Annotated in this window: 32 protein-coding genes; 19 read left to right on the forward strand and 13 right to left on the reverse strand. The window is 69.6% G+C overall.

Annotated features, from left to right (window positions below):
- Nucleotides 1–22 precede the first annotated feature (22 nt).
- The gene (locus QC180_RS27395; RefSeq protein WP_278265725.1) at nucleotides 23–877 is read left to right on the forward strand and encodes an SDR family oxidoreductase; all 855 of its coding nucleotides are present in this window, start codon (nucleotides 23–25) and stop codon (nucleotides 875–877) included.
- A 7-nt stretch (nucleotides 878–884) separates the two neighbouring features.
- Here QC180_RS27395 and QC180_RS27400 read toward each other — a convergent pair whose 3' ends face one another.
- Nucleotides 885–1,832, reverse strand: a complete 948-nt coding sequence (locus QC180_RS27400; protein ID WP_278265726.1) for a threonine/serine dehydratase — start codon at nucleotides 1,830–1,832, stop codon at nucleotides 885–887.
- 266 nt (nucleotides 1,833–2,098) lie between these two features.
- On the opposite strand from QC180_RS27400, the gene QC180_RS27405 reads away from it, so the two are divergent.
- The 5 genes from QC180_RS27405 to thpD all read left to right on the forward strand — a co-directional run bounded on the left by QC180_RS27405 (nucleotide 2,099) and on the right by thpD (nucleotide 5,996).
- Complete coding sequence (locus QC180_RS27405) at nucleotides 2,099–2,812, forward strand: response regulator transcription factor (protein WP_278265727.1); 714 nt, start codon at nucleotides 2,099–2,101, stop codon at nucleotides 2,810–2,812.
- A 68-nt stretch (nucleotides 2,813–2,880) separates the two neighbouring features.
- On the forward strand, nucleotides 2,881–3,432 hold the full coding sequence (ectA, locus tag QC180_RS27410; protein WP_474646550.1) for a diaminobutyrate acetyltransferase: 552 nt from the start codon (nucleotides 2,881–2,883) through the stop codon (nucleotides 3,430–3,432).
- A complete protein-coding gene (gene ectB, locus QC180_RS27415; protein ID WP_278265728.1) occupies nucleotides 3,429–4,700 on the forward strand; it encodes a diaminobutyrate--2-oxoglutarate transaminase in 1,272 nt (423 codons plus the stop codon). The genes ectA and ectB overlap by 4 nt, the downstream gene beginning before the upstream one ends.
- Complete coding sequence (locus QC180_RS27420; RefSeq protein WP_278265729.1) at nucleotides 4,697–5,098, forward strand: ectoine synthase; 402 nt, start codon at nucleotides 4,697–4,699, stop codon at nucleotides 5,096–5,098. Before ectB ends, QC180_RS27420 begins: the two co-directional genes overlap by 4 nt.
- Nucleotides 5,085–5,996 (forward strand): ectoine hydroxylase, encoded by a 912-nt coding sequence (gene thpD, locus QC180_RS27425; RefSeq protein ID WP_278265730.1) that lies wholly within the window; start codon nucleotides 5,085–5,087, stop codon nucleotides 5,994–5,996. Before QC180_RS27420 ends, thpD begins: the two co-directional genes overlap by 14 nt.
- On the opposite strand, the gene QC180_RS27430 is transcribed toward thpD, so the two are convergent.
- Both QC180_RS27430 and QC180_RS27435 read right to left on the reverse strand, forming a co-directional pair.
- Nucleotides 5,993–6,805 (reverse strand): tetratricopeptide repeat protein, encoded by an 813-nt coding sequence (locus tag QC180_RS27430; RefSeq protein WP_278265731.1) that lies wholly within the window; start codon nucleotides 6,803–6,805, stop codon nucleotides 5,993–5,995. The genes thpD and QC180_RS27430 overlap by 4 nt on opposite strands.
- Before the next feature lie 203 nt (nucleotides 6,806–7,008).
- Nucleotides 7,009–8,028, reverse strand: coding sequence for an ABC-2 transporter permease (locus QC180_RS27435; protein WP_278265732.1), 1,020 nt, complete (start codon nucleotides 8,026–8,028; stop codon nucleotides 7,009–7,011).
- A gap of 58 nt (nucleotides 8,029–8,086) precedes the next feature.
- Here QC180_RS27435 and QC180_RS27440 point away from each other — a divergent pair, with 58 nt between their 5' ends.
- From QC180_RS27440 to QC180_RS27460, 5 genes are all read left to right on the forward strand, one after another.
- Nucleotides 8,087–8,518, forward strand: a complete 432-nt coding sequence (locus QC180_RS27440) for a MarR family winged helix-turn-helix transcriptional regulator (protein WP_278265733.1) — start codon at nucleotides 8,087–8,089, stop codon at nucleotides 8,516–8,518.
- A gap of 120 nt (nucleotides 8,519–8,638) precedes the next feature.
- A complete protein-coding gene (locus QC180_RS27445; RefSeq protein ID WP_278265734.1) occupies nucleotides 8,639–9,913 on the forward strand; it encodes a glycosyltransferase 87 family protein in 1,275 nt (424 codons plus the stop codon).
- Between the two features lie 315 nt (nucleotides 9,914–10,228).
- A complete protein-coding gene (locus QC180_RS27450) occupies nucleotides 10,229–11,458 on the forward strand; it encodes a PP2C family protein-serine/threonine phosphatase (RefSeq protein WP_474646552.1) in 1,230 nt (409 codons plus the stop codon).
- A 41-nt stretch (nucleotides 11,459–11,499) separates the two neighbouring features.
- Complete coding sequence (locus tag QC180_RS27455; protein WP_474646553.1) at nucleotides 11,500–13,050, forward strand: sensor histidine kinase; 1,551 nt, start codon at nucleotides 11,500–11,502, stop codon at nucleotides 13,048–13,050.
- Complete coding sequence (locus QC180_RS27460; protein ID WP_278265736.1) at nucleotides 13,047–13,508, forward strand: response regulator; 462 nt, start codon at nucleotides 13,047–13,049, stop codon at nucleotides 13,506–13,508. Before QC180_RS27455 ends, QC180_RS27460 begins: the two co-directional genes overlap by 4 nt.
- Here QC180_RS27460 and QC180_RS27465 read toward each other — a convergent pair.
- Complete coding sequence (locus QC180_RS27465) at nucleotides 13,505–13,867, reverse strand: STAS domain-containing protein (protein ID WP_278265737.1); 363 nt, start codon at nucleotides 13,865–13,867, stop codon at nucleotides 13,505–13,507. The two genes, QC180_RS27460 and QC180_RS27465, sit on opposite strands and share 4 nt — an antisense overlap.
- Nucleotides 13,868–14,116: 249 nt before the next feature.
- Between QC180_RS27465 and QC180_RS27470 the strand changes: the two genes are divergently transcribed.
- Complete coding sequence (locus tag QC180_RS27470) at nucleotides 14,117–14,548, forward strand: ATP-binding protein (protein WP_278265738.1); 432 nt, start codon at nucleotides 14,117–14,119, stop codon at nucleotides 14,546–14,548.
- Here the strand turns inward: QC180_RS27470 and QC180_RS27475 are convergent.
- On the reverse strand, nucleotides 14,533–15,312 hold the full coding sequence (locus QC180_RS27475) for a SigB/SigF/SigG family RNA polymerase sigma factor (RefSeq protein WP_278265739.1): 780 nt from the start codon (nucleotides 15,310–15,312) through the stop codon (nucleotides 14,533–14,535). The two genes, QC180_RS27470 and QC180_RS27475, sit on opposite strands and share 16 nt — an antisense overlap.
- Before the next feature lie 172 nt (nucleotides 15,313–15,484).
- Entirely contained in the window at nucleotides 15,485–15,895 is a 411-nt protein-coding gene (locus QC180_RS27480) for a hypothetical protein (RefSeq protein ID WP_278265740.1), read from the reverse strand.
- Between the two features lie 167 nt (nucleotides 15,896–16,062).
- Here QC180_RS27480 and QC180_RS27485 point away from each other — a divergent pair, with 167 nt between their 5' ends.
- From QC180_RS27485 to QC180_RS27500, 4 genes are all read left to right on the forward strand, one after another.
- A complete protein-coding gene (locus QC180_RS27485; RefSeq protein WP_278265741.1) occupies nucleotides 16,063–16,524 on the forward strand; it encodes an ATP-binding protein in 462 nt (153 codons plus the stop codon).
- Entirely contained in the window at nucleotides 16,521–17,354 is an 834-nt protein-coding gene (locus QC180_RS27490; RefSeq protein ID WP_278265742.1) for a helix-turn-helix domain-containing protein, read from the forward strand. Before QC180_RS27485 ends, QC180_RS27490 begins: the two co-directional genes overlap by 4 nt.
- 10 nt (nucleotides 17,355–17,364) lie before the next feature.
- A complete protein-coding gene (locus QC180_RS27495) occupies nucleotides 17,365–17,757 on the forward strand; it encodes a VOC family protein (protein WP_278265743.1) in 393 nt (130 codons plus the stop codon).
- Nucleotides 17,758–17,992: 235 nt separating this feature from the next.
- Nucleotides 17,993–19,552, forward strand: coding sequence for an alpha/beta fold hydrolase (locus QC180_RS27500; RefSeq protein ID WP_278265744.1), 1,560 nt, complete (start codon nucleotides 17,993–17,995; stop codon nucleotides 19,550–19,552).
- Here QC180_RS27500 and QC180_RS27505 read toward each other — a convergent pair.
- The 3 genes from QC180_RS27505 to QC180_RS27515 form a co-directional block, all read right to left on the reverse strand.
- Nucleotides 19,549–20,196 carry a response regulator gene (locus QC180_RS27505; protein WP_278265745.1) on the reverse strand — a complete coding sequence of 216 codons (648 nt, stop codon included), beginning with the start codon at nucleotides 20,194–20,196 and terminating at the stop codon, nucleotides 19,549–19,551. The genes QC180_RS27500 and QC180_RS27505 overlap by 4 nt on opposite strands.
- Complete coding sequence (locus QC180_RS27510; RefSeq protein ID WP_278265746.1) at nucleotides 20,193–21,362, reverse strand: sensor histidine kinase; 1,170 nt, start codon at nucleotides 21,360–21,362, stop codon at nucleotides 20,193–20,195. Before QC180_RS27510 ends, QC180_RS27505 begins: the two co-directional genes overlap by 4 nt.
- A 107-nt stretch (nucleotides 21,363–21,469) precedes the next feature.
- The gene (locus QC180_RS27515; RefSeq protein WP_278265747.1) at nucleotides 21,470–21,967 is read right to left on the reverse strand and encodes a MarR family winged helix-turn-helix transcriptional regulator; all 498 of its coding nucleotides are present in this window, start codon (nucleotides 21,965–21,967) and stop codon (nucleotides 21,470–21,472) included.
- A gap of 96 nt (nucleotides 21,968–22,063) precedes the next feature.
- Between QC180_RS27515 and QC180_RS27520 the strand changes: the two genes are divergently transcribed.
- Nucleotides 22,064–22,495, forward strand: a complete 432-nt coding sequence (locus QC180_RS27520; protein ID WP_278265748.1) for a nuclear transport factor 2 family protein — start codon at nucleotides 22,064–22,066, stop codon at nucleotides 22,493–22,495.
- Between the two features lie 6 nt (nucleotides 22,496–22,501).
- Here QC180_RS27520 and QC180_RS27525 read toward each other — a convergent pair whose 3' ends face one another.
- Both QC180_RS27525 and QC180_RS27530 read right to left on the reverse strand, forming a co-directional pair.
- Complete coding sequence (locus QC180_RS27525; RefSeq protein WP_278265749.1) at nucleotides 22,502–22,921, reverse strand: tautomerase family protein; 420 nt, start codon at nucleotides 22,919–22,921, stop codon at nucleotides 22,502–22,504.
- Nucleotides 22,922–22,930: 9 nt separating this feature from the next.
- A complete protein-coding gene (locus QC180_RS27530; protein WP_278265750.1) occupies nucleotides 22,931–23,623 on the reverse strand; it encodes an SDR family oxidoreductase in 693 nt (230 codons plus the stop codon).
- Nucleotides 23,624–23,876: 253 nt separating this feature from the next.
- On the opposite strand from QC180_RS27530, the gene QC180_RS27535 reads away from it, so the two are divergent.
- Complete coding sequence (locus tag QC180_RS27535; RefSeq protein ID WP_278265751.1) at nucleotides 23,877–24,173, forward strand: hypothetical protein; 297 nt, start codon at nucleotides 23,877–23,879, stop codon at nucleotides 24,171–24,173.
- 10 nt (nucleotides 24,174–24,183) lie between these two features.
- On the opposite strand, the gene QC180_RS27540 is transcribed toward QC180_RS27535, so the two are convergent.
- Complete coding sequence (locus QC180_RS27540) at nucleotides 24,184–24,384, reverse strand: hypothetical protein (RefSeq protein WP_278265752.1); 201 nt, start codon at nucleotides 24,382–24,384, stop codon at nucleotides 24,184–24,186.
- Nucleotides 24,385–24,969: 585 nt separating this feature from the next.
- Between QC180_RS27540 and QC180_RS27545 the strand changes: the two genes are divergently transcribed.
- The gene (locus QC180_RS27545) at nucleotides 24,970–25,188 is read left to right on the forward strand and encodes a hypothetical protein (protein ID WP_278265753.1); all 219 of its coding nucleotides are present in this window, start codon (nucleotides 24,970–24,972) and stop codon (nucleotides 25,186–25,188) included.
- Nucleotides 25,189–25,223: 35 nt separating this feature from the next.
- Here the strand turns inward: QC180_RS27545 and QC180_RS27550 are convergent, their stop codons facing one another.
- On the reverse strand, nucleotides 25,224–26,240 hold the full coding sequence (locus tag QC180_RS27550) for a poly(ethylene terephthalate) hydrolase family protein (RefSeq protein WP_278265754.1): 1,017 nt from the start codon (nucleotides 26,238–26,240) through the stop codon (nucleotides 25,224–25,226).
- Nucleotides 26,241–26,244 lie beyond the last annotated feature (4 nt).

Here is a 26,244-nt window from a genome sequence, read left to right on the forward strand (position 1 = left end):
CGAACCGTAGGGTCTGGAGATCATGACGAAGTTCGACGGGAAGACCTGCCTGATCACCGGCGCGGCCAGCGGCCTCGGCCGCGCCACCGCGTTCGCGGCCGCCGCCAAGGGCGCTGACCTCGTGCTCACCGACATCACCGAGGACACCCTCGCCGCGACCGCCGACGAGCTGCGCGCCCAGGGCGCCACCGTGCACCTGGCACACGCCGCCGATGTCAGCGACCACTCCGCCGTCGTCGGCTTGGCCGCGCACACCTTCGAGGCCGTCGGCCGGGTCGACATCGTGATGAACGTGGCGGGCATCGCCACCTGGGGCACCGTCGACAAACTCAGCCATCAGCAGTGGCGCCGTACCGTCGACATCAACCTGATGGGGCCCATCCACGTCATCGAGGAGTTCGTCCCGCCGATGATCGAGGCCGGGCGCGGCGGGCACATCGTGAACGTGTCCTCGGCGGCCGGGCTGTTCGGCCTGCCCTGGCACGCGCCCTACAGCGCGACCAAGTTCGGGCTACGCGGTGTCTCGGAGGTGCTGCGCTTCGATCTGCGCCGCCACAAGATCGGCGTGAGCCTGGTGTGCCCCGGCGCGATGGCCACGCCCATGGTCGACAGCCTCGACATCGCCGGGGTCGACCGTGACTCCGAGGCCCTGCACAAGGCCATGAAACTGTTCCTGCGCCACGCCGTCACCCCCGACCAGGCCGCCACCGCGGTGGTCAAGGGCGTCGAACGCAACCGCTACTTCGTCTACACCTCGCGCGACATCCAGCTGGCCCACTGGGGCCAGCGCTACTTCCCCTACGGCTACACCCTGGCGATGCGCGGGCTCAACAACGTCATGACCAACTACGCCACCAAGAACGCCCTGGTGCGCTGACCCGCGCTCACCCGGCCAGCTCGGCCGGGTCGGTATTGGCGCCGCACAGCACCACGCACACCCGTTCGCCCGGTTCCGGTCGATAGGCCGGGCCCGCGCCGGTGTCCAGCAGCGCCGCCAGCGCGGTGGCCGCGCCGTTCTCCACCGCGATCCGGTGCTCGGCCCACAGCCGCCTGCGCGCGGCGCGGATCGTCTCGTCGTCGACGAGCACCGAGCGCACGTCGCCCTGCTGGGCGGCGGCCAGGGCCATGGCCGAGACGTTCGGCGCGCCCAGCGAGTCGGCGGCGATCGAGTCCACGCTGACCTGTACCGGCCGTCCCGCGGCGAGCGCGGCGTGCAGCGATGAGCATCCGGCCGGTTCCACCGCGATCGTGCGCACCCCGGCGTGCCGGGCCGCCACCGCCGTTCCGGTGAACAAGCCGCCGCCGCCGACCGCGACCAGCACGGTGTCCAGATCGGGGATCGTCGCGGTGATCTCCCGGAGCAGGGTGCCCGCCCCGGCGGCGATGAGCGGATGGTCGTAGGCGTGCGCGGCCAGCGCGCCGGTGCTCGCGGCGAACTCCTGGCATGCCGCCAGCGCCTGCTTGTACTCCGGACCGATCAGTCGTACCTCGGCGCCGTAGTCACGCAGTCGACCGATTTTCACCGGCGGCGCGGACTCGGGCAGGAACACCGTCGCGGGCACGCCCGCCGCGCGGGCCGCCCAGGCGCACGCCAGCCCCGCGTTGCCACCGGAGGCGATCGTCACACCGGCCTCGGGCAGGGTGCCCGCCGCCGCGTGCGCGCGCACGAAATTCTGCGCTCCGCGCGCCTTGAACGAGCCGGTGAACTGCAGGAACTCCAGCGCGAACCACAGCGGATCCGGGCCGGGACCGGCCGGTGCGACGGTGATCGGACGAACCAGTCCGTCGATCCGGGCCGCCGCCGCGGTGATGTCGTCATAGGTGGGTGTCACGCCTCGACTATGCCACCGCCCTCCCGCGTGTCGCGGCGTGTCGAACCGCCTGATGAGCGGGGTGATTGTTACGAGGGGTTTACGCCGGGCCAGGTCTGGGTAAATCACAGATTGGTAACAAGCTCGAAGGCGGGATGTCGTGTCGGAACGGGGACGCGAATTCCCTACCGATCCGGCGCACACCCCGGCGTGTCAGCAAAGGATGTGCACATGAGCGAGCGAACTGAGCGACCCGTGGTCGTGCCGAGCGGCAGCGAGGTACGGGCATGAGCGCGAACCTGATGATCGTGGACGACGACGTCCAGATGCGCGGGAGCCTACGCCGCGCGATGGAGGACGAGGGATACGCCGTCGCGGAGGCGGGCATCCCGGCCGACGCCCTCGACCGGCTCCGCAACGACGGGCCGCCGGATCTGATGATCGTCGACCTGATGCGCGGCGAGACCGACGGCTTCGACTGCATCCGGGAGATCCGGCGCGATCACGACGTGCCGATCATCGTGATCAGCACCCGCTACGACACCCACGACGTGGTGGCGGCCCTCGAGGCCGGTGCCGACGACTTCGTCAGCAAGCCGTTCGAGATCAAGGAGATCACCGCCCGGATGCGCGCGTTGCGCCGACGGGCCAGGATCACCGCCGATCGCGACGCCACGCCCGAGGTCGTCCTCGACGCCGATCCGGTGTCCCCGCTGGTGCTCGCCACCGACGCGGGCGCGGTGCGGCGCGGCGAGGAGGAGATCCACCTCACGGTCACCGAATTCCGGTTGCTGTGCGAATTGGCCGAGACCCCGGGGCGTGTGCTCAGCCGATCCGTACTGCTCGAAAGAGTCTGGGATCAAGGCTTTTTCGGCGACGAACGCATCGTCGACGTCCACGTGCGGCGTCTGCGCACCAAAATCGAACGCGATCCCTCCGATCCGCGCATCGTCGTCACCGTGCGCGGCCTGGGTTATCGCCTCGACGTGCAGTCGCAGTAAACGATTCGTCATACAACCGCAAAGAGCTCGACACAAAGACCGCAAAGTCAGTTGGACATGTTAGATATATGCCAACGTCCACCATGTCCATCGAGCCCGCGGCCACCCCGGCGGAGCCCGGTTCGGAAACGAGATTGCGCCCGCCGCGTTTGGGCGACGGAGCACAGTTGTGGCGGATCGCTCGCGATTCACAGGTGCTCGACGTCAATTCCAGCTACGCCTATCTCCTGTGGTGTCGCGATTTCGCGGCCAGCTCCCGGATCGCCGAAATCGACGGTCACGCAGCCGGATTCGTCATCGGCTACGTGCGGCCCGAATCCCCGGACACCCTGTTCGTCTGGCAGATCGCGGTCGACGCCGAATTCCGTGGTCGCGGTCTCGCCGCGAAGATCCTGCACACCCTGCTCGATTCGGTGGCCGACGCCGGAATCACCACCTTGGAAACCACGATCTCACCCGGTAACACCGCCTCACAGGCATTGTTCACCGCGGTGGCCCGGGAGCGCGGCGCGCAATTACGCGTCGACTCCCTGTTCGAAGAGAACGATTTTCCCGATTCACACGAGGCCGAACAGCTGTATGTCATCTCACCTGTTCAGCGCCAGGAGGAACGACGATGATCACGACCACCGACACCAGCATCTTCGAGGCCATGGAATCGAATGTGCGCGGATACTGCCGTGACTGGCCGTCCGTCTTCACCTCCGCCCAGGGCGCCTGGCTGCGCGACGAGCAGGGGCGTGAATACCTCGATTTCTTCGCCGGTGCGGGCGCGCTGAACTACGGGCACAACAACCCGATTCTCAAGCGCGCGTTGATCGACTACATCGCCAGCGACGGCATCACCCACGGCCTGGACATGTCCACCGTGGCCAAACGGGAGCTGCTCGAGACCATCCGCGACACCCTGCTCTCCCCGCGCGGACTGGACTACAAAGTCCAGTTCCCCGGCCCGACCGGCGCCAACGCGGTCGAGGCCGCGCTCAAACTGGCTCGCAAGGTCACCGGCCGCAAGACCGTGCTCAGCTTCACCAACGCCTTCCACGGCATGACCCTGGGCGCGCTGTCGGTCACCGGTAACGCCGCCAAGCGCGCCGGTGCCGGGGTGCCGCTCGAGCACGCCACCCCCATGCCCTACGACGGCTACTTCGACAACACCATCGAGGACTTCGGCTGGATGCAGCGCGTGCTCGACGACAGCTCCTCGGGCTTCGACCGCCCCGCCGCGGTGATCGTGGAGACCGTGCAGGGCGAGGGTGGCGTCAACCTGGCCCGCGCCGAATGGCTGCGTCACCTGGCCGGGCTGTGCGCCGCGCGCGACATCCTGCTCATCGTCGACGACGTGCAGATGGGCTGCGGCCGCACCGGTCCGTTCTTCTCCTTCGAGATCGCGGGCATCACTCCCGACATCGTGACGCTGTCCAAGTCGATCGGTGGCTACGGCCTGCCGATGGCGCTGGTGCTGCTCAAGCCCGAGCACGACCAGTGGGCCCCGGGTGAGCACAACGGCACCTTCCGCGGCAACAACCCGGCCTTCGTCACCGCCACCGCCGCGCTGCGTGAGTACTGGTCCGACGACAAGCTGGCCCAGAAGACCGCCGCCAACGGCGACTACGTGGCCCGCACCCTGGCCGCGGTCGCCGACCGGCACGAGGGTGTGTCCACCCGTGGTCGCGGCATGGTGCACGGCATCGTCTTCGACGATCCGTCGCAGGCGGCCAAGGTGTGCCGCACCGCCTTCGAGCAGGGCCTGCTGGTGGAGACCTCGGGCTCGATGGACGAGGTGGTGAAACTGCTGCCCCCGCTGACGCTGAGCAGCGACGAACTCGACAAGGGGCTCACCGTGCTGACCTCCTCGATCGACACCGTGTGTGGGGGTGCCGCATGATCGTGCGCACCACTGCCGAGATCACCGGCACCGAACGCGACGTGGCAGGTCCCGGCTGGCGCAGCAAGCGCATCGTGCTGGCCGGTGACCGGGTCGGTTTCTCCTTCCACGAGACCACCATCGAGGAAGGCACCGTTCACGAGTTCCACTACCAGAACCACGTGGAGGCCGTCTGGCTGGTCGAGGGCGAGGGCAGTCTGCTCGATCTCGACAATCAGCAGGTCTACCAGCTGGGGCCCGGCTCGATGTATCTGCTCGACGGCAACGAACGTCATCAGGTCACCGCCCGCACCCGCCTGCGGATGCTGTGTGTGTTCAATCCGCCGGTCACCGGCCGCGAGGTACACGATGAGAACGGGGTGTATCCGCTGATCGTCGAGGAGGATGCCCGTGTCTGACCGGCTCGACCGTTACCCCACCCGGTTGGCCGAACCCGTCCCCCATGTCGAGCGCACCGATCCGACGGTGTGGGGGCGGGTCACCTCGCCGGAGCTGGCCGGATTCGACGCGAACGGTTTCGCGACGATCCCCGCGCTGCTCAGCCCCGAGGAGGTCGCCGCCTTCGGCGCCGAGATCGGCCACCTCGCGGCCGATCCGCTGCTCTACGGCGACGAGCGGGTGATCACCGAGCCCGGCAGCGGGCAGGTGCGTTCGGTGTTCCAGGTGCATCAGCTCAGCAAGCCCATCGCCGGGCTGCTGGCCGAGTCCCGGGTCGTCGGCTTGGCCGAGGAGATCCTGGGTTCGGCGGTGTACCTGCACCAGAGCCGGGTGAACTACATGCCCGGCTTCGGGGGCAACGGTTTCGGGTGGCATTCCGATTTCGAGACCTGGCACGCCGAGGACGGGATGCCCGCGCCGCGGGCGGTGAGTCTGTCGATCGCGCTGACCGACAACTACCCGTTCAACGGCAGCCTGATGGTGATGCCCGGTTCGCACCGCACCTTCGTGCCGTGCCTGGGTGAGACGCCCGACGGGCACTACCGGGAGTCGTTGAAGCAGCAGCGGATCGGCGTGCCGACCACCGACGACATCACCTTCCTGGCCGCCCGCTACGGCATCACGCAGTTCACCGGCAAGGCCGGGTCGGCGCTGCTGTTCGACTCGAATGTGATGCACGGGTCGTCGAACAACATCACGCCCTATCCGCGCTCGAACATCTTCCTGGTGTTCAACAGTGTCGAGAACACGCTCGAGGAGCCGTTCGCGGCGCAGCGGCCGCGTCCTCGGCACATCGCGGCCAGGGATTTCACGCCGGTCCGGGAGTACGCGTCGGGCCTGGCGGATCAGGTGCGCTAGAGGATCCGAGGTAGCTCGGACAACTCGGACAGACAGGCCGCGGCCCTCGGATCGTCGGGGGCCGCGGCCTGCCACCATCGTTGTGCGCTGGCGCGGTCGCCCGCACGCAGCGCCAGAACGCCGAGATCGTAGGCGGCGCCGCTGTGGCCCGCTCTGGCTGCCTGTGTCCAGAGCAGCCGGGCCGAATCGTGTTCGCCGCGTTCGTGCATCGCGGTGCCCAGATCGTGCAGCGCCTGCCCGAAACCCGGATGATCCGGCGGGGGTGGGGGAGCGGTGGAGATCGGCGGCGGCTGCTCGAGCGTGGGTGGATCGACCGAAGAGATCGTGGTGAGCTCCACGACGAGTTCGTTGAAATCCGGTGTCCCGGGCCCGGTACTGCACCAGAGCGTGGACCCGCCGTCGGGCAGCAGGTCGACGACCATGCCGTAGTTGCCGGTCCAGGACTGCTGTCCGCCCCCGCCCGCCACCCACACCGGGGTCAGGGTGAACAGCGCGTCGGGGGCGTCGGCGGTCACCTCGATGTCCACCCCGGTCGTCAGCGCGTCGGCCCAGATGTCCACACCCGCGAGGACTTTCCCGTTGTGGCGCACGTGCCCGTCCTGCACGCTCAGCCCCAGTCCGAGCCCGGACACCTCGGCGGGCGGCATCACCGACAGCGCCCGCAACCGCACCGCCGTCGTCCCGACGGGCAGTGCCTCGGCGTACATCGGATAGACCGCGGCGCCGCACCAGTCGATCGGTTCGGCGCCGGTGTACCGCCGCTCGAGCGGCAGCGGATCGAGCGGAGGTCGCGCGCCGGGATCATTCATCGGTGCAGCCCACCCTTTCCGCGCGACGACCCCCTCGCGGCACCGGCCCGGTCCGCGGTTGCGCGCTACACCGTACCCGGCTCGGCGCGGCCCCGGAGCGGATTCGCGTCAAGACCCGGCGACCCGCTGACCTGCTCCTGATCTCGGAGACGGAGCGAGGCAGCGGGATTCGCCAGGATATAGCCGGACCGATGGGACCGGGGTCAGACGGCGACCGCTTCGCCGATCTCCTCCTCGACCGCGGCGGGCGCGACCGGCTTCGGCGCCACCCGCGCCTCGTGCCGTCCGGCGATCAGCACCAGCACCACCCCGACGGCCAGCCAGCCGAACAGCCCGAGCAGTCGCGCGCCGTAGCCCGCGCCACCGTCGAAGTAGAGCAGGTTGCGCAGCCCCTCGACGAAACCGGCGCCGTTCCAGAAGGAGTGCAGCGCGCCGAAGAAGCCGTTCTGCAACTGCGGCCCGTACACCCCGCCCGAGGTGGTGAAGTTCAGCATCACGAACAGGGTGATGAGCGCGAGCGTGGTCCAGCGCTTGAGGAAGGTGTGCAGTCCGATGCCGATCAGGATGATCCCGCTGGTGTAGAGCCAGGCGAAGCCGAACACCGCCGCGTACCCGTGGTCGATCACATCGAAGACCCCGGCCGCCACCACGACCCCGATGATGCTGACCACCAACGCCGTCACCACACCCACCGCGGCCCGCACCCGCATCCGCAGCGTCGCGCCCGCCGCGCCGATCACCGCGACACTGCCGTAGGCGCCCACGCTCAACGCGACCAGGAGGAAGAACAGCCCCTGCCCCGACGGGTCCCCGTCGGCCTTCGCCGTCACGTCGGTGACCACCAGCGGCACGCCCTGATGATCGGAGACCTGTCGGAAGGCCAACTCGGCGGCCATCGCGGTGGTGTCCGAGCCCGCCGTGGCGACCAGCAGCTCGGGCCGGGTCGGGTCGGGAAGGTAGGCGCCGATGAGCTCGCGGTCGTGGAGCTTGTCGATCGCCGCGGCCCGGTCGGGCACCGTGACGACGTCGAGTCCGGCCCCGCCCTTGTCCTTCATCGTCTGCGCCAGCACCATCGCCTGCGGCGAGTCACCGACGACGGCCAGTTCCAGATGGTTGGGCGTCGGCTGATGGAAGGCGCCGAGATAGGCGAAGGCCATCCCGAGGCACATCAGCAGGGGTGTCAGCAGGTGCCCGGCCAGATGCCGGAACTGGGTGCGCGTCATCGACGAGATTCTCCAAACAGTTGGTAAATGCAACTAAGTATTGTTGTAGGATACAACTATGAATGCGCGAGACACAAGGGCCGCCGATGTGGACACCATCCAGCGCGAGCTCACCGCCTTCGCCCGCCGGGCCCGTGGCCGCGCCGCCGAACTGCACCCCGAGCTGAGTCTGGTCGCCTACAGCATCCTCGACCTCGTGCTCGAGCGCGGCGGCTGTCAGGCCACCGACCTGGCCGAACAGTTCCTGCTCGACAAGTCGACCGTCAGCAGACAGGTGAGCACCCTGGAGCAGCAGGGCTACCTCGAACGCGAGGTCGACCCCGGCAACCGGCGCAACCACCTCCTGCGCGCGACCGAGGCGGGACGCACGGTCGCCCGCGCCGCCGAACGTCGTCGTCGCGAGGCCTTCACCGCCCGCTTCGCCGACTGGACCGACACCGATGTCGCCGCGCTCGCGTCCTATCTGGTCCGCTACAACCACGGCGACTGATCGGCAGCGCGCCGATGCGGTGGTACGAGGGGATTCGGCATCCCCGTGGCTATCGCGCGCGTCACCGTCGGGCCCGGTCGGTTCCGCGACCAGGCACAAGAGTCGGTATAGTCGCCGCGGATGAGTAGTGACACCACCCACCCCGCGCAGCAGCGAACCCCACGCCCGATCAACCGAGCATGGTGGCTGGTGCCGGTGCTGCTCACGATCGCGGCGGTGATCTACAGCGAGCTCCCCGGCTGGCCGTTCAAGGGCTACTCCGGCGGGTTCATCGACCTACAGGTCTACCGGCTCGGCATCGAGGCGATGCGCGACGGCGCCGACATGTACGGCCAGCTGCCCAAGACCACCGCGGGCATCGGCCTCCCGTTCATCTATCCGCCGTTCGCGGCCATCGCCCTGGCCCCGTTCGCGCTGCTGCCGTGGGGCACGGCCAAGATCCTCTACGTGCTGGCCTCGATCGCCGCCGTCGCCTGGACGCTCTACCTGGTCGCGCGCCGCTATCAGCCCGACAGCAAGCAGGCCGCGCTGTTCGTCACCGCCTGCGCCCTGCCGGTCGCGATGGTGCTGGAACCGGTGCGCTCGACCATCGACTTCGGCCAGGTGAACCTGCTGCTGATGGTCCTGGTCGCCACCGACTGCCTGCTGCCCAAGACCCGCTACCCGCGCGGCATGCTGGTCGGGCTCGCCGCCGCCATCAAGCTGACCCCGGCCGCGTTCGTCCTCTACTTCCTCGTCCGCAAGGACTACAAGGCCGCCGCCACCGCCGCGGCCACCGGTGCCGTGGCCACCATCGCCTCCTTCGCGCTGCTGCCCACCGAGTCCACCCGCTACTGGTTCGGCGGCCTCGGCAATGTCTCCGGCCTCAGCGGCTCGGCCTTCCACACCAACCAGTCCATCCAGGCCGTGCTGGCCCGCCTGCAGATCACCGGTCTGCCCTTCGACGCGCTGTGGCTGTTCTTCGGCGCGCTGCTGCTGGCCCTGGTCGTGCTGGCCATGCGCAAGGCCGCCGACGCCCCCGCGATCGCGCTCTCGCTCAATGCGGTCTTCACCCTGCTGCTCTCGCCGATCTCCTGGTCGCACCACTGGGTCTGGATCGCCCCCGCGCTGCTGGCCATGGTCTGCCAGGCCCGCACCCTGCCCGCCGCCAGCGCGCGCGGCTGGTACGCCACCTCGGCCGTGGTCGCCGTCGTCTTCATCGTCGGCCCGCACAGCCTGCTGCCCGACGGCGAACACCGCGAGACCGCCTGGGACTGGTGGCAGCACCTCGTCGGTGACACCTACGTCTGGCTCGCCGTCGCCCTGGTCGTCCTGTTCCTCGTGACGGGCCGCCGCCGCCCGGCCGGTACCACCGACACACCCACACCGTTGGAGGAACCCGTCCGCGCTGGCTGAGCGCTACTTCGGTGTGTCCTGCCGTCACCGACGCGGCCAATAGCGTGTTCCCGGAGTGTGATTCGGCCGGAATCCGACGCCTGCCGCCTGCCCACCGGGCCGACGGGACGGAGGCGGTGACGCCTCGTGTGATCGGATAACATGCTCACACCCTCTCGGTCCAGCAACCGGCCGGCAGAGTCAGTGTCGCGCTGTGGCGCTAATGATCGGAGACCTTCGTGCACCCCGTGGGATTCGTGCTGTCCGAATCAGGTGGGAGGAAGCTTTTTCGGCGCGGCGGCGCACCGTCGTCGCCGAACCGTGCCGGTGGTGTCCGTGGTGCGCGGTGACGCCGTGAAAGCCGATCTCTTCCCCGACGAGACCGCCCCCGGTACGCGTCGCCGCCCGCACCTCCTGCTGGTCGAAGACGACCCCGGCGACGCCGTCCTGGTCGAGGAGATGGTCGCCGACCTCACCCCGCGCCTGCGGCTGGACTGGGTACGCACCCTGGCCGAGGCCGGTGCGTGGCTGCGCGACGAGGTCCCCGACTGCGTGCTGCTGGACCTGCATCTGCCCGATGCCAGCGGGCTAGAGGCCCTGGCCCGGATCCGCGCGGACAACGACCAGGTCGCCGTCGTGGTGATGACCGGTCTCGACGAGGAGCACACCGGCCTGGCCGCGCTGGCCTCCGGCGCGCAGGACTACCTGGTCAAGGGCCGGGTGGAAGCCGAGCTGTTCGGTCGCGCGGTCCGCTACGCGATCCAGCGCAAGCAGGCCGAACGCACCAGCGCCGCCCTGCAGGCCAGCCAGATGCGGGCCCAGGAGAACGCCCGCCTCGAACGCGGCCTGCTGCCCACGCCGCTGCTCGGCGCGGACCGCGCGGTCGAGGTCGTCTCGCGGTATCGGCCCGGCCGCGACCACTCGCTGCTCGGCGGCGACTTCTACGACGTGGTGCAGGACCCGAGCGGGCTGGTCCACGCGATCATCGGCGACGTCTCCGGCCACGGCCCCGATGCCGCGGCCACCGGGGTGGCGCTGCGCCTGGCGTGGCGCACCCTGGTACTCAGCGGTGTCACCGGCGCCAGACAGCTGGATCTGCTGGAGGAGCTCCTCGTCGCCGAACGCGCCGACGAGCAGACCTTCGCCACCGCCACCAGCCTGGTGCTCGATCCGGCCACCGCACAGGTGCTGGTCCGTCGCGCGGGCCACCCCGGCATGCTGCGCCACAGCGCGCGCGAGGTGGGCTGGATCGAGGTCGAGGGCGGACCCGCGCTCGGCTTCGTCCCCGGCCACGCGCGCTGGCCCGCACACCAGCTGCGCCTGGACGCCGACGCCGGACTGATGCTGTTCACCGACGGCCTGTTCGAGGGCCGCGTCGGCGACGGCAGCGAACGGCTCGGCGAAGCGGGCCTGCTCGACGCGGCGCGGACGCTGCGGGCCGAACACCCGGAGGGCTTCGTCGACGCGGTGATCGGTCGGGTGGCGGAATTGTCCGCGGCCGCGGGCGGTCTGGACGACGACGTGGCCGTGCTCTACATGCGATGGCGCCAGGAGGACAAGCAGTGACGCGCACCCGAGACACCCGTTCGACCCGGCTGGTCGGCCGGATGACGGCGCAGGGCTGGTTCCAGCTGGTGTTCGCGCTGATGATCTTCGCCGTGATCGTGGGCGCCGCGGCGGGCGCGCAGGTCATCGCGCACACCAGCCGGGTCACCGATCTGCTGCTCACCCAGACCATGCCCGCCGCCACCGAATCGGCCCGCCTCGAGAACGCGCTGGTGAACCAGGAGACCGGCATCCGCGGCTACGCCAGCACCGGCGACCCACAGTTCCTCGAGCCCTACACCACGGGCAGGCAGGAGCAGGCCCTGGCCGCCGCTCGCCTGCGCGAGTTGCTCGCCGACAATCCCGAGCTGCTCGCCGACCTCACCGCCGTCGAACTCGCCGCCCAGCAGTGGCGGCGCGAATACGCCGAACCGGTCGCCACCTCGACCCCCGCCGATGCCGCCATCCGCACCGACGCCGCCGTCGCGGTGCGCGGCAAGACGCTCTTCGACACCCTGCGCGACCGGCTCGCGGCGCAGAACACCGATCTCGTCGCCGCGGTCGACCGGGCCGACGCCCAGTTGGATTCGGCGCGCACCACCCGCAACATCGTGCTGGCGGGCACCGTCGGCGCCTTCCTGCTGGCCGGTGTGCTGCTCACCGTGCTGGTGCGGCGGCTGGTGGTCCGACCGCTGCGGTACCTCACCGACTCCTCCCAGCGGGTGGCCAGCGGCCGATTCGACGCCCATATCGACTCGGTCGGTCCCTCCGATATCGCGCAGGTGTGCGCGGCGGTGGAGAACATGCGCCATCAGATCGTCGGCGAGCTCGAATCCACCCGGGTCCAGGAGAGCGCGTTGCAGCAGCAAGCCGAGGAGCTGCGCCGCTCCAACGCCGAACTGGAACAGTTCGCCTACGTCGCCTCCCACGACCTGCAGGAACCGCTGCGCAAGGTGGCCTCGTTCTGTCAGCTGCTCGACAAACGCTACGGTGACCAGCTCGACGAGCGCGGCAAGCAGTACATCGATTTCGCGGTCGACGGCGCCAAGCGCATGCAGATCCTCATCAACGACCTGCTCACCTTCTCCCGGGTGGGCCGCATGTCCGACGGCACCGAACCGGTCGAACTGGACCAGACCCTCGACGACGCCCTCACCGCCCTGTCGGCGAGCATCGAGGAATCCGGGGCCAAGATCGACCGGCCCGAGTCGCTGCCCCGGTTGATCGGTGAACCGACTCTGCTGACCATGCTGTGGCAGAACCTCATCGGCAACGCGATCAAGTTCCGCACCCCCGAGCTGACGCCCGTGATCAGCGTCACCTGCACCCCCGGTGCCGAGGACGAGTGGGAGTTCTCGGTGTCGGACAACGGCATCGGCGTCGCCCCCGAGTTCGCGGAGAAGGTCTTCGTGATCTTCCAGCGCCTGCATTCCCGGGACGCCTACGGCGGCACCGGAATCGGCCTGGCCGTCTGCAAGAAGATCGTCGAATTCCACGGTGGTCGCATCTGGATCGACACCGACCACCACGACGGCACCCGCCTGTGTTTCACCCTCCGGGCCGACGCGTCCGCCCTGCCCGTCCGTATCGCCCAGAAAGAGGCCATCGCATGACCGATCCCGGCCAGCCGATCGACATCCTGCTCGTCGAAGACGATCCCGGCGACGAATTGATGACCAGGGAAGCCTTCGAGGACAACAAGATCGGCAACACCCTGCACGTGGTGCGCGACGGGGAGGAGGCGCTGGAATTCCTCTATCGGACCGGCGCCCACGCCGCCGCGCCGCGGCCGGACCTGATCCTGCTCGACCTGAACCTGCCGAAATACGACGGCAGGCAGGTGCTCGAGAAGATCAAGGCCGACCCGGAACTCAGCCACATTCCGGTGGTGGTACTCACCACCTCGGCGGCCGAGGAAGACATCTTGCGCAGCTACAAGCTGCACGCGAACGCCTACGTCACCAAGCCGGTGGATCTCGACCAGTTCATCGCCGCGATCCGCCAGATCGATGAGTTCTTCGTCCAGGTCGTGCGCCTGCCCCGAATGCGGGCGCCACGACCCCAGAACTAGCTCGCGGAACTGCGCGCCTCGGCGGCGATGGCGTCGTCGAGGGTGTCGTAGACAGCCAGCAGCTTGTCCAACCCGGTCAGTTCGATCGGCCGGGCCACCTCGCGTGAGGCCACCACGCGCAGCTGCTGGGGCGCGCCCTTGGACACGATCAGCAGGGCGCTGAGCCCGGCCGAGCCGAGGAAACCGACCTGGGTCATGTCGACCACGAGCGTCTTGCCGCCCTCACGGGCCTTCTCCAGGGCGGCCTGCAGCTGGGGCGCCGAGGCCATGTCCACTTCACCGCGCACGGTGAGGATCTCGAACCCGTCCTGTGCGCGTACCTGGACGTCGAGGTCACTGAACCTGTCTTCAACGGTCACCGAAGGTCTCCCTGATCAGCTTTGCCGGTTCGGCGGACTCTGCGAGCGATTCTCGCCTAGGAAACCTACCTTATCCGGTTGGCCCGCAATCCCGGTCGCGCGCGGCCACGGTACCCTCGGCCTCCGGAGGGGGATCAGCGGCCTACCGAGCACCGGCCTCCTGCGTGGACGACGGCGACGCGGGTATCGCCGGAACGTGAGAGTGGTTCGGGCTGCGGCCCGGGCCAGGTCGATGGAAGGGAGGCTGCGATGCCGACGGCCACGTCTCGACCGGAGAGCACCCCGGAATCGTTCCAGGTGGATTTCCCCGCCGACGCCGCGCGACTGGCGCAGGTTCGGCACGCCCTGCAGCAGTGGCTGGCCGAGGTGCCGATCAGCCCCGTCCAGGCCTACGACGTCGTGCTCGCGGCGGGGGAGGCCTGTACCAACGCGATCGAGCACGGACACCACGGCGACGGCGACACCGTGAGCCTGTCGGCCGTGCTGACCGGCGCGCACATCCGTGTCGTGGTGACCGACCGGGGCAGCTGGGTGGCACCCGACCCGGCCGCCGATACCTCGCGCGGCCGGGGGTTGGCCATGATGCGTGCCTTGAGCAGCGAGTTCGCGGTGCAGCCCTCGGCCACCGGCACCGTCGTGGACATGCTGATCCCCCGTGAGGGGACTCAGGCCACCCGCTGATCGACGGCCCCGGCCTGCAGCCCGCGCAGCAGCCGGGTGAGCTTGCGCGAGACGCTCATCTGCGAGACCCCGAGGCGCTCGGCGATGTCGGACTGGGTCAGCGAGTCGTAGTAGCGCCACACCAGCAGCTGGCGGTCGTCCTCGGACAGCGATTTCAGCAGCGGGGCGACGCTGATCGAGCGTTCGGCCAGCTCGTAGGACGGGTCCTCGGCGCCGAAGGTGTCGGCGATGCTCATGCCCTGACCGCTCTCGGAGTCCTGCACGCGCACGTCGAGGCTGCGGGTGTGGTGGGCCTCGGCGGCGGCCATCGCCCGCGTGATGTCGGTGACGTCCACGCCCAGTTCGTCGGCCAGCTCGTAGGCGGTGGGGGAGCGGTCGAGTTCGCGGGTGAGCTTCTCGGTGGTGGGCCGGATCTGCGCGTGCAGCTCCTTGTCGCGACGCGGGACGTGCAGCGCCCACGTGCGGTCGCGGAAGTGCCTGCGCACCTCACCCATCACCGTCGGCACCGCGTAGCCCAGGAACGGCGAGCCCTGCGTGACGTCGTAGCGATCGATCGCCACCACCAGACCCACGCGCGCGGTCTGCAGCAGATCCTCGAAGCTCTCGCCACGGCCGGTGAAGCGGCGGGCGATGTTCTCGGCCAGCGGCAGGCAGGTCTCGATGATCCGGTCCCGCAGCGCGGCGTGCTCGGCCGAGCCGGGGTCGGTGAGCGACCACTGTTCGAACAGCGGTTCCGGGCGGTCGTAGGTCACGGTGGGGTTCATCTGATCAGCTCCTGGCCTTCGACGGTCTCCTCAGGTGACTGCAGAGTTGCCCCCCTGCGCGCCGATCAAACGCGGGGCGTCGAAGAAGAGTGCCCGCCGCGGCGACATCGGGCACGAAATGTGTTCGAGCTCATCGGATGTCACCGGCGACGGGCACGCCGGTTCGGCGGTCTCAGATCCCGGCCAGTCCCGAGGCCAGATCGGGGATGCCCAGCGCCTGAGTGACCTGGTCACGCACGTCGGGGCAGTGTTCGGAGGCGGCCGCGTCGACGACCTGGCGGTGCCGGGCCACGGAGATGTTGACCGCGCCGTTGCGCAGCGCCCAGTTATGCACCACCCCATTGAATGTCGCCTTGGCCACTGTGGTGTTCTGCCGGTCCCAGTTGCCCACGTCGGCGCGCAGCATGTCGCACAGCTGGGTCGCCGCCTCGGCGCCGATCATCGGTTCCTCGGTGGGGCCGGGGTCCTGGCCGGGGCCCAGCGGTTCGGTGCTGGTGGCGCAGGACAGCGTGGCGACGGCCGCGAGGGCGGCGAGTGCCGCGAGACGGGTGGTGGTGGAGACGGAACGGCGGTGGCGTGTCATGGAATTCCTCCGATCGACACTGACGACGGGTCTGCTGGACGTATTCCCGGGGCGCGGGTGAGCAATCAGCGCGTCTCGGGGAGCCGGTACCGTGGCTGGACGGTTCGGAGACCCTTCGGTCGGGTATTCGGGCAGCGTTGGCGTCGAGAACACGAGGGGTAACCACGATGGCGAATCCGTCCGACAGATCCATGGCGGCACGGCAGATCCGCAACACCGCGCTCGGGCTGACGGTGCGGGCCGAGATCAGCCAGTTGCTGATGTTGCGCACGGTCGCCGAGGCGGCCGCCATGGTCGCCGGATTCGTGATGGACGAGGTCACCGACCTGCGGGTGGCCCTGGACGAGATCGCCACCAACCTGATGGTGCACGCCGTGCCCGAAACCGAGATCCGCTGCGAGTTCACCGCCGACACCGCCGGAATGCGGGTGCGTGTCGAGGGCCGGTGCCTTGTGCCCGATCCCATCGATCAGTCCGACATCGGCTGGCAGGTCCTGGTGGCCAGCACCGACCACATCGAGATCGCCTGCGACGCGTTCGACCCCGAATCCGGCGGCTACCCGGTCACCGTGTTCTTCACCCGCGCCCGCCTGCCGACCAAACCTCCCCGCCACACCTCGAAACCATGACCCCGCGGCCCGACCGAGAGCCCGCCCGTGACGCGCCAGCTCTGCGGCGTGTCTGCGCCGAGCTGGGTATCGGCGTGTTGGCGGTCAGCGAACACGTCGGGGCGCCACGTCCGCACCGGGCGCTGCCGGTGCTCTCGCCGCGCCTGGTGGTCAGTCTGGACGGCCCGATGGACATCCACTACGACACGGTTCTCCGCCGCGAGACGGCGCTGGTCGTGGGATTCCCGCGCCCCGGCATCGCGGCCGCGGCCACGACGTTGCGGCCCTCTCAGCCGATCGCCTACGTCGAGCTGTCACCCTGGACGTGGCACCGCCTGACCCGAGTGCCGTTGAGTGAGCTCGATGCCGGGGGAGCCAGCGCCGAGGCGATTCTCCCGTGGGTCGACTCCCTGGCCGAGGAACTCGCCGACCACCCGGCCGAGCACCGGGAAGCGGTGCTGCGTGCCCGCCTGCTCGACCGACTGTGGCACGCGGACCACGACGACGACCCGGACGACGCGATGCGCGTGCTGGACCTGATCGGTGCCACCCACGGCACGGCCACGGTGGAAGACCTGGCGCGCGCGGCGCACCTGAGCCCGCGACGGTTGCGTGTCGTGATGCGGCGCTCGCTGGGGATCGGCCCGAAGTTCGCCTCCCGGATCGTCCGGCTGGGCACGACGCTCACCGCGGCCGGTGCCCAGTCGTGGACCGCGCTCGCCGCCGAACACGGCTACCACGACCAGAGCCACCTGATCCGCGAGTTCCGCGACCTGATGGGCACGAGCCCCACCACCTGGCTCACCGAAGAGGGCCGAAATCTCCAAGGCGAACCGCACCCCGCCCCGTGACGATGGGGACATGACCGAGCACCTGTCTCCCAAACTCCTGGTCGCCGACCCCGACGCGGCCATCGCCTACTACCTCGACGCCCTCGGCGCCCGGGTCCGGCTCAGGGTCGCCGACGACGACGGCGTCGTGCACCACGCCGAACTAGACCTCGATGCCGCCACCTTCGCCCTGGCCCAGGCCGTGCCGGACTGGGGATGGCACGACCCGCGCTCGATCGGCGGCTCACCGGTCCTGCTCACACTCACCGTGCCCGACCCCGACGCCACCGCCGCGCGCATGGTGCGTCACGGCGCCGAACTCGTCATCCCCGTCGAGGACCGCCCCTACGGCAAACGCCAGGGCCGGGTCCGCGACCCGTTCGGCCACCTCTGGGTCCTCAGCGCGGACCTTCCACCCCGATAGCCGCCCAGCACCTTCCCGGAGTCCGGCGCGGCTCCGTAGTCCTCACCCGGCGGCGGGGCAGTCGATGTCCTCGGCGGGCATCGTGCCCCGTACCGGCAACCGTTGTCGTACTGGGGATTTCGATGCCTGACCGGGCAATCGGGTGCCGCCCTCTCTCTCGCGGACGATGGCGGCCCACGCCGATATCGTTCCCGGGGTAGACGATCTGCCGCTCGCCCGAAAATACCGTCGACCTGTGATCTTCTCCAGACAGGAATTCGGGTCGGCGGCATTGGCGGGGGCGCTGTGCGCAGCGGCGATCCTCGGGTGCGCGCCGGTGGAACAGGATGCGGCCGGACTCCCCGTGAGCATCCGTGATCAGCACATCACCTGGCACGACTGCGACGCGGGGCACGACGACCCGGTGGGTGCCCGCTTGGCCGCCGTCGGTGCCCGATGCGGTGAGTTCATGGTGCCCGTCGACCATTCGGACCCGACGGGCGCGACCCTCACCGTGGCGGTGGCCCGCCGACCGGCCACCGACCCCAGCCGTCGCCTCGGCACACTCGTCGTGGAAACCGGCGGCCCCGGTCCGTCGCGCGACGGCGTCTCGCTCCTGCTCGACGGGCCCGAAGGCGGACATCCCGCCCCGGAACTGGCCGAACGCTACGACCTGGTCGGTATGGACCCACGCTTCTTCGGCGCGAGCTCACCCCTCGAATGCGGGTGGCCCACCGGCGAATACCTCCATCTCGCACAGTCGGCACCGGCCGACAGCGCCGCCGTCGAACGCGTCGTCGCCACCGCCCGCGCCCTCGCCGACCGGTGCGCCCCGTGGCAGCACCTCCTCCCGCACGCCTCCACCCGCGCCGTCGCCCGCGACCTCGATGTGCTGCGCACCCTGCTCGGCGAATCCTCCCTGTCGTATCTCGGCTGGTCGTGGGGTACCTACCTCGGCGCCGTCTACGCCCAACTGTTCGGTGACCACGTCGACCGGATGGTCCTCGACAGCCCCCTCGACCCGCGTGCCCCCGGACCCGACCTCACCCGCGACACCGCGCCCGCCGACGCCGCCGCCCTGGCGGACTGGGCCCGCTGGGCCGCCGACCACCACGCGGACCTGGACCTCGGCGCCACCACCGAGGACGTGCTGGCCACCATCGACGACCTGATCGCGCGGGTGACGGCCACGCCGATCACCCTCGCCGACGTCACCCTCACCGCCGATCTCCTCCCTGGCCTGCTGCTCACCGTCGACGACTCCACCGAGTCCTACACCGCCTTCGCCGACCAGGTCCGAGCACTCGTAGCCGCCGCCCACGGCCGACCGGTCGACCCGCCACCCACCCTGGCCGCCAAACTCGCCCTCTACAGCGACCCGGACGTGACCCCCGAATTCGGCTTCAGCGCGACGGTCGCCAACCAATGCGCGGACCGACCCGCCCGTTCGATCGCCGACCACACCACCGACATCGCGAACCACCGCGCCACCGAACCACTGTTCGGCGCGCTCGCCCGGCACCCCGGCCCGTGCGTGGTCTGGCCCGTCGACCCCGCCGAACCCGCGACCCTGATCGCCAACGACACACCAGCCCTGCTCGTCGGTGCCGACGGCGATCCGGTCGCCCCGGCGGCGGGACAGCGCGCCCTCGCCGCGGCCATGCCCGCCGCCCGATCGATCACGCTGCGCTCGGCATTCCGCCACGGCGTCTTCCTGTTCGACAGCTCGACCTGCGTGGACGCGGCGGTGACCGCCTACCTCCTCGACGGCACACTGCCCGCGACCGACAGCACCTGCGCGCGCGACGACGGTTAGCGCGGGCCCGCGAGCCCGGCCTCGTGCGCCACGATGACCGCCCGCACCCGATCACGCGCGGACAACTTCGTGAGGATATGGCGCACATGGGTTTTCACCGTTCCCGCACCCACGCCGAGCGCCGTCGCGATCTCGGCATTGGACGCACCCGTGGCCATGACCCGCAAGACCTGCGTCTCACGCTCGGTCAGCGTCGACACCAGCCGCCGGGCCGCGGGGTCGAGCGCCGGGGCGAGCAGGTGCAGCAACCGGCGGGTCGTCGAGGGCGCCAGGACCGCGTCGCCCGCGTGCACCGCCCGCACGGCGGCCAGGAAGTGTTCGGCCGGGGCGTCTTTGAGCAGGAACCCGCTCGCCCCGGCCCGCACGGCGGCCAGCGCGTAGTCGTCGAGATCGTAGGTGGTGAGCACGAGGACGCGCGGCGGATCCGGTGTCGTCAGGATCCGGCGGGTCGCCTCGATCCCGTCGACGCCGGGCATCCGGATATCCATCACGACCACGTCCGGGGCGAGTCGCGCGGCCGCGTCCACCGCGCTCGCGCCATCGCCCGCCTCGCCGATCACCCGCAGGTCGGGCTGGGAGTCCACGACCATGCGGAACCCGGCCCGCACCAGAACCTGGTCCTCGACCAGCAGTACGGTGATCATCGGGGCTCCGCCAGCGGGATGACCGCGGCCAGCCGGTGCCCGCCACCCGCGCGCTCGCGCGACTCCACACTTCCGCCGTAGGCGGCGACCCGTTCCCGCATCCCGATCAACCCGAAACCGGGAGGGGAATCGCCCTCGCCCGCCTGACCGTCATCGACGACCTCGATGCGCAGCCGCGTCCCCTCGGTGCGCACCGAGACCTCCGCGCGCGCACCGGTTCCCGCGTGTTTGACCACATTGGTCAGCCCTTCCTGCACGATGCGATAGACGAGCAAGCCGACACCCGAGTCGAGCGGTGGACCGGACAGTTCGACGCTCAGCGTCACCGGCAGACCCGCCGCCCGCAGATCACCGGTGAGGGTGGACAGGTCCGCGATGCCCGGCACCGGGTCGCGGTCGGCACGCGGATCCTCCCGCAGCACACCGATCGCCCGCCGCGTATCCGCCAGTGCCGCGCGTCCCTGATCGCCGATGGCGGCGAGCGCGTCGAGCGCCAGCCCGGGTTCCGCGCGCGCCGCGTACCGGCCGCCGTCGGCCTGCGCGATCACCACGGACAGCGAATGCGCGAGGATGTCGTGCAGGTCGCGGGCGATCCGGGTGCGTTCCTCGAGAACCGCCAGCCGGGTCCGCTGCCGCTGCTCGTCCTCGACCAGTGCCGCGTTGCGGGTCAGCGCCGCCATCTCGTGCCGTCGGGCCCGCTGCCAGGATCCGGCGAGCCACGCCGCGACCACGATCCCGGCCAGCGCCACCCCCACCAGCACATGCGCGAGCGCGGGCATCGGCAGCTGCGGCCAACTCCACCCCCCGAGCACCGCACCACCCAACCCGGCCGCCACGCCGACGCGCCCGGCCCGCGGCGTCCCCCGCGCGGCGAGCGTGTAGATCGCCAGCGGCACCGCGACATCGGCGGGCACCGCCCCGGTCGTGTCGCGCACGAACACCCACTGGGCGAAGGCCGCCACCCCGACGACCACCGCTGACGCCTCGGGCCACCGCCGCCGCACCGCGAGCGGGCCCAGCAGCGCCACCGAGAACACGAAGTAGTCGGCCCCCGCGCCGACCAGCACACCCGCGCCCACACACAGCGCCACCAGCACACCGACCGACACCGCGTCGGCCCGCACGGGATGCCCCGCCCACCACCGCGCCAGGCGCTCGTCCAGCATGAACTCACCCTAGATCGCCGGACACACGGCGGCGTCTGCCCGAAGGCTGACTCCCGGGTGTCGGGTGTACGACTTCGGGAACAGGGGACCGCGCGAGGCGACGGGCGCTACGAGTCCCCTCGGCGGACGGGCTCCTCCGTGGCCAGGTGGGTGTTCACACGGGCGAGCAGTCCGAACAACTGCGCGCGTTCGTCGTCATCGAGCGGTGCCATGACCTGTTCGTTGACACCGTCGAGAATGCGATCGAGTTCGGCCAGACGACCTTCACCGAGCTCGGTGATGGTGATGACATTGCGGCGCTTGTCGGCGGGATCGGGAGCGCGGCGAACCCACCCGCCGTCCTCGAGATCGTTGAGCACGGCCACGAGATCGCTTCGGTAGACATCGGTTCGGTCCGACAGCCCCGCCTGACTCGCCGGACCGAACTCCGCGAGCGCGGCCAGCACCACGAAGTGGTCCTTGCGCGCACCCGCCGCCCGCAGCGCCGTCCGCGACACCCGCGTCATCTGCGCGGCCGTCATCGAGGTGAGGCGTGCGAGCTGCTTCTTCAGCCGCGCCGGAGTGTTCGCACCGTGGTCGAAGCGCAGTTCCGCACCGGTCTCCATGGCTCGAGAATAACCCACTTGCGTTAGTAGAACTAACGACTTACATTGATTTATGTTCCTAACGTTAGTAGTACTAATCGAATGTGGGAGAAGCTCATGACCACCACGGATGCCCTGCTCGACGCCCTCGCCGACCGCGCCGAACTGACCGACCTGGTCGCCCGCCACAGTCTGTGGGTCGACGAGGGCTGCGCCGACACCGACCGCCTGTTCACCGAGGACATCGTGGTGACGTCCGTGCGCGGGCAGGCGCACGGCATCGCGGCGCTCGAAGCGCTCGCCCGCAAGGGACACGCGGCCTATGCCCGCACCCTGCACAGCAAGAGCAACCTCGTCATCGAGCTCGCGGGCGATACCGCCACGGTCCGCGCGCACGACCTCGCCGTCTATGTCCTCGACGACGAGACGGAGTCCATCGCGGCCGCGATCCACCGATACCGCGCCCGCCGCACCCCGCACGGCTGGCGTTTCGACCGGCTCGAGGTGACTCCGATCGCCCTGACCGGAGCACTTCCTCGAGTCCTCTGAGTCCCGTCAGTACGGAAGGGGCCGGTTCGCCTCGGCCCACTTCCGCTCGACCTCACTTCCCGCGGGTGGTGGGAACGAGCCCCCGATCATCCAGGTGTCGCGGGGCACCTCGGTGACATTGAATTCGAGGTGGAGCCCACGGTCGTGGGTGTACGGGGCGATGAGTTCGTGCAGCTTCTCGGTCATGATCCTGCGCCGATCGGGGTCGTCGAGCTGCCGGGCGAGATGGTCGACCGTGATCCGCACCGCCGGAACGGTCTCACCGCCGACATAGAACGAGTCGGCCGGTATCTCGTGGAACAGGGCCACGGCATAGAAGGGCGGCAGCCCGAATCGGGTGTACAGCGCGGTGATATCGGTGGCGAAATTCCGCTTGTCCGCCGCGGTGTAGGTGTCCGGACGATGGTAGATGTGCCAGAGGGGCATGGGTTCTCCTTATGCGAGGGTGAGGTTCTCGACCGGGCCGGACAGCGCGGCTTTGACATTCCGGGTGAACTCGTCGACGAGCACCTCGGTGTCGCCCCGTTCCAGGCCGTCCGCGAGCGCGACCGCGACCGCGGCCGGGCTGAGCTTCGGTGCCTCGATGGCGGCGACCATGTCGGTGTCGGCGAAACCGAGATGCACGCCGACGACCTGCGTGCCCTGCGCCGCCAGCTCGATCCGCAGCGAATTGGTGATCGACCAGAGCGCCGCCTTGGACGCGCCGTAGGCGGCGGCTCCGGCGCTCCAGGACAGCACCGAGTGGATGTCGACGAGCGCACCACCGCCCTGCGCGGCGAGCACAGGAGCGAACGCTCGCGCGATCCGCAGCGGCCCGAAGACATTGGCCTCGAACGTCTCCACGACATCGGCCATCTCGGTGCGCAGCAGCGGCGCCGGGCGCAGGATGCCCGCGTTGTTCACCACGATGTTCACATCGTGTGCCTGGTCCGGCAGTGCCGCAATGGATTTCGGGTCGGTCACCTCCAGGGGGAGCGCAACGATCCGACTGTCGTCACTTGCCCGCGGCTGGCGGGAGGTCACGTAGACCTTGGCTGCCCCTCGACGGAGGAATTCCTCGGTGAACGCCCTGCCGAGGCCGCGTTGCCCGCCGGTCACCAGCGCGCGGGCGCCTTCGATCGTGGTCATGTTCCACCTTCCTGATCGCTATCTGACTTTAGAAAACTATAGTCAGATGGGGTGAGTATGCGCGAGGCGAATCGGCAGGGCCGCCGGTGTGTGGTCGGTCACCGGAGTCCGTGCGCGGTATCGATCCGGACACTCACCGCCGTGTCGGTCTGATTACGATCGCCGAGAGCGGTTATGTCCCGTATGTCGGGCCCTTGCGGCACACATTCGAGACACAGGGACGAGAACCACCATGTATGTGCGAAAGACAGTCGTGACAGCAGGCGCGATCCTGGCCCTGCTCGGTGCCTCCACCGGCTGTAGCGAAGTGGAGAAAGCCGTCAACAAGGGCGGCGACACCAAATGCAGTGAATTCACCGCCCAGGACGCCGACAAGAAGAACACCACGGTGACCAAGTTCCTCGAGGAGAAGCGCAACGACGACGCGACCCCCGATCAGAACTCCGTCGACCTGGCGGTCGCCGCGATCGACCTCATGTGCGGCGCCCAAGCGAACCCCGACACCCCGATCCGCGAAGCCGACCTGAGCGGCATCCTGGTCCCCAAGTAGACGACAGTCGCTACTCGTAGGCGTTGGACGGCGCGGGTCGCGTGGGCACCTGGGTGATCCGCGCCCCGGTCGCGATCCCGACCTGCCCGAGCGTCAACGGATTCACGCAGTCCCGCCGCGGCGAGGTGAAAATCGGGTCCAACCCCGGGTCGGTGTACCCGGTCACCGACTTGTAGTACGGCCCGAACGGCTGCCCACCGGACACACTCACCCCGAAGCAGTCCACCTCCAGAATGTAGGTGCCCTCACCTCCGCAATGCGCGGACGCCCCACTCCACCACCGATCCAACACACACCCCTCGGGCTCCGCCGAAGCCGATCCCGCCCCCACCACGACTACGGTCGCGGCACCCGTGATCAACATCGCTACCCCGAACACGCGCCGTCGCATGGATGCCATACAGGTCTCCGAACCCTCGCCGGACGAGCTGACCAACCCACCCTACCGCCGCACCCGAGCAACCCCGCCGACCACGGAACCCTCTGGCCACCTCGTGGTCGTTCTCGGCACGTCGGCGACGGGCTCGGCCCGGAAGGCAGCTTCACCGAGAAGCAGGACGAAGGGCTGGTCGCGGCGACCGACGTCACCGGTGACAGGGTCCCCGAACTCATCATCGACTCCGCCTACGGCACCGTCGTCCCCTTCGACTGCCCACACAGCGAACGCCGCGTCCCCCGCGGCGCGTCGGACAAGACGATTCCGTCCTGGGACGAAGCGCCCTCGGGGACACCGTCCGCGTCCGAAGCCTGCCCGAGCCGAGCCCTGCCCGAGGGTGACCCGACCGAAATCCGCGCGATGACGGGCGAGATCACCTGCGCCCGAGCACAACAGATCTACACCGCCTACCGCGACCACCCTCCGGCCACCGCGGGCAACACCAACGCGATCGCCACCGCGGAATGGATCTGCTCGACCCCGACAGCGGGCACCACCACGACAACCGGACGAGTGGCCACCTGCGCGGACGCCATCGATCAGAAGACGTGGACCTTCGAAGTCCACCGCGCTTCCTGACCACCGTCCACAGACCTCTGGACCATCGATCGGGGTCAGCGTAGAGCGGCGGCCTGGGCGTTGCGTTCGGCGCTGAAATACGTGGTGTCCAAGGGGGTCCGCCAGTTCGGGCCGACGAAGAATTGTTTCGCCGTGGGGTCGCCGAAGGCCAGGTATCGGAGCCAGGCGACGCCGGTGCCCGCGGAGCGGTAGTTCGCGGGGCTGTCGACGGGCGAGAAGTGGGTGACGCCGCGGGCGTTGGCGATCCAGGAGGGGGCCTGGGTGGTGGCGTTGTACTGCCACCAGCGGACCCAGGCGAAGTCGGGGACGACGAAGTCGTTGTATCCGGTGAGGTAGAGCGAGGGCACCGTGATCAGGGCTCCGGCCGCGAGCGGTCCCGGCGCGATCGCGAGGACACCGGCGATGCGCAGGGACGGATCGATCAGCGCGGCCAGCGCGGGCCACACGGTCGCGGCCTGTAGTGAGGCCGCGCCACCGGCGGAGTGACCGGCGAAGAAGGTGCGACCCAGGTCGACCTTGCCGAACAACGGCGAGGCCGGATCACGATCGCTCAGGATCGCCACGGCCGCACCGAGACTCGGCACATCCACGGTGGAGTTGACGAAGTCGAACGGAACGACGACCACGAATCCTTGACTGGCGAGCAGCCGCGCGTAGCCGTCGTAATTGCCCGGCAGTGAGAGGATGCCGCCGGTGAACACGACCAAGGGCGCGGTGGGCAGTTCGGCGATATCGGCGGGGAAGTAGGTGTTGGCGCCGATCGGGGAGTCCAATCCACCGGGAAACGCCGCGGTGCACCGCAATTCGTCGGCGTTGCCGAAGATCGTCACCGTGATGTGGGCGATCATGCCGTAGAGCGAGCCCTGGCACGAGCCGGTGCGCACCGCCGTTCGCACCTCGTGTGGTCCGGGGGAGGCGTACAGGCTCTGCGCTGTGACATCACTCGGCAGTTCGTGCTCGGTAGGTTCCTCGGCCCGGGCGGGAGCCGCCAGCACGGCCATCACGGTCACCGCGACCGCCGCCACGGTGGTGCGGAACGTGTGCCTCGACATCGAG

Source organism: Nocardia anocheti (assembly GCF_029675105.1).
In the GTDB taxonomy this organism is placed as follows: domain Bacteria; phylum Actinomycetota; class Actinomycetes; order Mycobacteriales; family Mycobacteriaceae; genus Nocardia.